General features: G+C 72.3%; 4 protein-coding genes. 3 read left to right on the top strand and 1 reads right to left on the bottom strand.

The window, feature by feature from the left end:
* The first annotated feature begins 8 nt into the window (after nucleotides 1-8).
* The 3 genes from ftsR to AC5LUJ_RS06570 all read left to right on the top strand — a co-directional run bounded on the left by ftsR (nucleotide 9) and on the right by AC5LUJ_RS06570 (nucleotide 2431).
* On the top strand, nucleotides 9-797 hold the full coding sequence (ftsR, locus tag AC5LUJ_RS06580; protein WP_493464634.1) for a transcriptional regulator FtsR: 789 nt from the start codon (nucleotides 9-11) through the stop codon (nucleotides 795-797).
* A 301-nt stretch (nucleotides 798-1098) separates the two neighbouring features.
* Nucleotides 1099-1584, top strand: coding sequence for a bifunctional nuclease family protein (locus AC5LUJ_RS06575; RefSeq protein WP_250285080.1), 486 nt, complete (start codon nucleotides 1099-1101; stop codon nucleotides 1582-1584).
* Between the two features lie 274 nt (nucleotides 1585-1858).
* The gene (locus AC5LUJ_RS06570; protein ID WP_250291182.1) at nucleotides 1859-2431 is read left to right on the top strand and encodes a MerR family transcriptional regulator; all 573 of its coding nucleotides are present in this window, start codon (nucleotides 1859-1861) and stop codon (nucleotides 2429-2431) included.
* Between the two features lie 127 nt (nucleotides 2432-2558).
* On the opposite strand, the gene AC5LUJ_RS06565 is transcribed toward AC5LUJ_RS06570, so the two are convergent.
* Entirely contained in the window at nucleotides 2559-3599 is a 1041-nt protein-coding gene (locus AC5LUJ_RS06565) for a cation diffusion facilitator family transporter (RefSeq protein ID WP_250285084.1), read from the bottom strand.
* Between the last annotated feature and the right edge of the window lie 130 nt (nucleotides 3600-3729).

The raw sequence follows: 3729 nt of genomic DNA, 5'->3' as shown, positions 1-3729 counted from the left end.
TCACGCCGATGAGCGCTGGGCGTGCCACGGCCGCCGGTCCCGTGCCCGTGCCCGTGCCCGTGCGGGCGTCGCGGGGCCGGGCGGATGCCGCCAGCGCGAAGACCCTCACCATCGGCGAGGTCCTCGACCGGCTGCGGCTGGACTACCCGGACGTGACCCTGTCCAAGATCCGCTATCTGGAGGCGGAGGGGCTCGTCACCCCCGCCCGCACGAGCGCGAACTACCGTAAGTACTCCGCCGCCGACGTCGCCCGGCTGCGCTACGTCCTCGGCGCGCAGCGTGAGCGCTTCCTGCCACTGCGAGTGATCAAACAGGAGCTGGAGTCGCTGGACAGCGAGCCGCTCCCGCGGGAGCGCCCCGGCCCGCGCCCGGTGGCACCGCCGTCGCCCGGCCCCCTCGACGCCCTGCTCGACAACGGCGAGCAGGTGCGGATGTCACGGCGGGAACTGCTCGCCGCGGCCGGTGTCAACGAGCAGGAGCTCACCGAGCTCGAGCAGTACGGGCTGGTCGCCCCCCGTCCCGGGGGCAGCTACTTCGACGGGGACGCGCTGGCGGTCGCGCGGACGTTCGCCGCGCTGAGCGGCTTCGGCATCCAGCCCCGGCACCTGCGCCCGTCGCGGGTGGCCGCCGACCGGGAGGCCGGGCTGATCGAGCAGGTGACGGCGCCGCTGCGGGCGCAGCGCGACCCGTTCAGCAGCGGGCGGGCGGAGGAGGCCCTGGACGAGATCGCCGGGCTGCTCGTGCGGCTGCACGCGGCCTTGCTGCGCGCCCGGCTGCGCACCGGGCCGGGCGCGTGACACATGCCCCCTGCGGCGTCCCGGGCCGGGCAGGTGACGCGCCCGGCTGGGTCCTGGACCGGGCAGGTGACATCGCCGGCCGGGGGCGGAGCGCCTGTCGGCTGCGTGGGCCGGCTCACACCCGGGCACCTATTGTTGACCGGGGTGGCAGGTCCGTGCGATGGCCGATCTTACTGGAGATCTTGTCGGAAGCGTCGGGCCGCTGACGAAGCCCGGAGACCGGGATAGTGTCAGCCGGTGGCGGTTTACAGTTTCCGGTCGGATCATCCCGTCCTGCCCGCCTGTGTGAGGAGGTAGATCGGTGCATCGGCTGGACATCGTCGGCGTTCGTGTCGAGCTTCCGTCGAAGCAGCCGATCGTCCTGTTGAAGGAGGTCGGCGGTGAGCGTTACCTGCCCATCTGGATCGGCGCGGTGGAGGCGACGGCCATAGCCTTCGCCCAGGAGGGCATCACGACCGCCCGCCCGATGACGCACGACCTGATGCGTGACGTGTTGCGTGCCCTGCGGACCGAGCTCACCAGGGTGACCATCAACGATCTGCAGGACGGCGTGTTCTTCGCCACACTCGTCTTCGGCAACGGGGTCGAGGTCTCGGCCCGGCCGTCGGACGCCATCGCGCTGGCGATGCGGATGGGGGCGCCGGTCTACGGCGAGGAGTCGGTGCTCGCCGAGGCCGGGATCACCGTGCCGGAGGAGCAGGAACAGGAGCAGGAGAGCGAGCTGGAGAAGTTCCGGGAGTTCCTCGACACGATCTCGCCGGAGGACTTCAACACGCCAGGCTCCTGACGCGGGGGCCCTGGCATGCGGCGTGCCCCGTCAGCCGTCCGGTTCCCGGGCCGCCGAAAGGCTTTCCAGCCGATTCGTACAGTTCGCTGACCGCTGTGGCTGTGTGCGGCTGTATCCTCACAAAGGCTTGATCTGGGAACATTGTGGGTCTGCCACGGGACACGCCGATCGCGATCATTGATGGGATCGCCCGAGGCTCTTACCGTCGAGTCGAGGCGGTTGAGTGAACTCAGGGTGGCTGGCTGGCGGACGGGACGACGACAGCGATGATCGGATGGCGATGATCGGACAGGGGCAGCTCTTCCCGGACGATCTCCCGTTGCCGCCCGGTGACGATGTCGGTTACCGGGGGCCCACCGCGTGTGCGGCCGCGGGCATCACCTACCGGCAGCTCGACTACTGGGCCCGCACCGGCCTGGTCGTGCCGAGCGTACGCGGCGCCACCGGCTCGGGCAGCCAGCGGCTGTACTCCTTCCGGGACGTGCTGGTCCTGCGTGTCGTGCGCAAGCTGCTGGAGGCCGGGGTCTCCCTGCAGAACATCCGCGCCGCCGCCGACTGCCTGCGCCTGCGCGGGATCGAGGACCTGGCACAGGTCACCCTGGTCAGCGACGGGTCGACCGTGTACGAGTGCACCTCCGACGACCAGGTCATCGACCTCGTCCAGGGCGGCCAGGGGGTTTTCGCGATCGCGGTCGGCCGGGCCGTCCAGGACATGCGCGGGCAGCTGTCCCAGCTGCCGACGGAGCGCCCCGAACGCCCCGAGCGCGGGGGGCACCCCGGCCCGGCGGCGGTCGGTCATCCCGGGGACGAGCTGGCCAACCGCCGCAGCCGGCGCAGCTCGGCCTGACGACGGCCCATGGCCGCGGCGGCCCGGCCCGGCCGCCGCGGCCATGGGCCAGGCCTCGTCGGCCGTCCGGTGCAAGTCGGCCGTCCGGTGCCGGGACCGGCGGATCACAGGTGGTGATCCGTAACGGTCAGCGCGGGTTCGCGGCGCCGCGCCGCGCGGCGTAGTGCGTGGTGCCGTGCGGCGCGGCGCAGTGCGGATCGTCGGGCTGCCCGGCCGTGGGGTGCGCCGCGGCGGGCAGATGGTCGACCTGCAGGGTGGTGTGGTCGATGTGATGCTCCTCGCGCAGCCAGGCGTGTATCCCGGCCCGGACGGCGTGGCAGTCCGCGTCGGGATGCACCAGCACGTGCGCGGACAGCGCCGGCTCACCGGAGGTGATCTGCCAGATGTGCAGGTCGTGGACTTCGCTGACACCGGGCCGGCGGGCCATCGCGGCACCTATGCCGTCCGGGTCGACCCCGTCGGGGGCGGCCTCGAGGAAGATCCGGCCGGAGGCGTGCAGCAGGCCGGCGCCGGCTCTGACCATGAGGACGACGACGGCGAGCGAGGCGACCGTGTCCGCGCGCTCCCATCCGGTGGCGAGGACGACCACTGCCGCGACGGCGGTGGCGACGAACGCGTAGAGGTCGTTGAGAACGTGCTGGAAGGCGCCGTCGATGTTCAGGCTCGTCCGGTTGGCCCGGCTCATCGCCCAGGCCGCGGCAAGGTTGACGGCCACCCCGAGGAGCGCGACGGCCAGCACGGGCCCGCCGGCCACGTCACCCGGGGTGAGCAGCCGGCGGATCGCCTCGACGGTGAGCCAGCCGGCCAGCAGGAGCAGGGTGAGCCCGTTGGCCTGGGCGGAGAGGATCTCCACCCGGCGCAGGCCGAACGTGTAGGCGCCGCCGGCCGGCCGGGCCGCGACCCGCAGGGCCACCAGCGCCAGCGCGATCGCCGCCGCGTCGGTGAGCATGTGGGCCGCGTCCGACAGCAGCGCCAGGGAGTGCGCGAGCAGGCCAACGACGACCTCCACGACGAGGTAGGCGAGGATGATGCCGAGAGCGGTCATCAGCCAGCGCCGGTCCGCGTCCGCGGCGACGTCGTGCCCGTGACCGGCATGCTGCCCGTGACCGCTGTCATGGCCGTGGCCGCCGCCGCCGGGGCCGTGCGCTGTTCCGGTATTCTCCGCCACCGGCTTTCCTTTCCCGGCCCGCCGTTGCCCTCCCGTGGCCGTCCGGCTTTCCACGTTACTTCCTTCCGCCGGCCCCGTCATTTGCGCTGAAAATGGCTGCCGATATCGGGTTCAGCATTCCGGGAACGGC

Source organism: Protofrankia sp. CiP1_Cm_nod3, from assembly GCF_982290655.1.
Note: the sequence above shows the minus strand (reverse complement) of the source record. Positions and strands in the feature narration are given on the sequence as shown.